Genomic DNA, 504 nt, shown 5'->3' on the forward strand with positions numbered 1-504 from the left:
CCCAGTTTCCTGAAGTTATCCCAAAGTCAAGGGCAGGTTACTCACGTGTTACTCACCCGTTCGCCACTCGAGCACCCCACAAAAGCAGGGCCTTTCCGTTCGACTTGCATGTGTTAAGCACGCCGCCAGCGTTCGTCCTGAGCCAGGATCAAACTCTCCAATGAAAAAATATCACCCACCCACACACGCACACACAGCACGCACACAGGCAACAGTGACACCACGAAGAATCCAATACACTAACCCCAAACACTAACCAAAAAATATTCAGTCACATGTCCAGAATCACAAAGGAATCATAAACAAATCCGACACATCCACAACAAACAGATGCATCAAAAAACTATTGACTATCAAAGACACACTGTTGAGTTCTCAAACATCACACCCACCACAACAATCCCCACACAAACCATGCAGAAACCATCACAAGGCGACCCGACCAACCCTACCACACCAACCCCGAAACCACAAAACCACGATCCCAGAACCAGCCAGCAGAAC

1 rRNA gene is annotated in these 504 nt (G+C 48.4%); it reads right to left on the bottom strand.

From position 1 onward, the window contains the following. A 16S ribosomal RNA gene (locus HMPREF0721_RS11340) occupies window positions 1-164 on the bottom strand; the annotation flags it as partial. Window positions 165-504 lie beyond the last annotated feature (340 nt).

This window comes from Pseudoramibacter alactolyticus ATCC 23263, from assembly GCF_000185505.1.
In the GTDB taxonomy this organism is placed as follows: Bacteria; Bacillota; Clostridia; order Eubacteriales; family Eubacteriaceae; genus Pseudoramibacter; species Pseudoramibacter alactolyticus.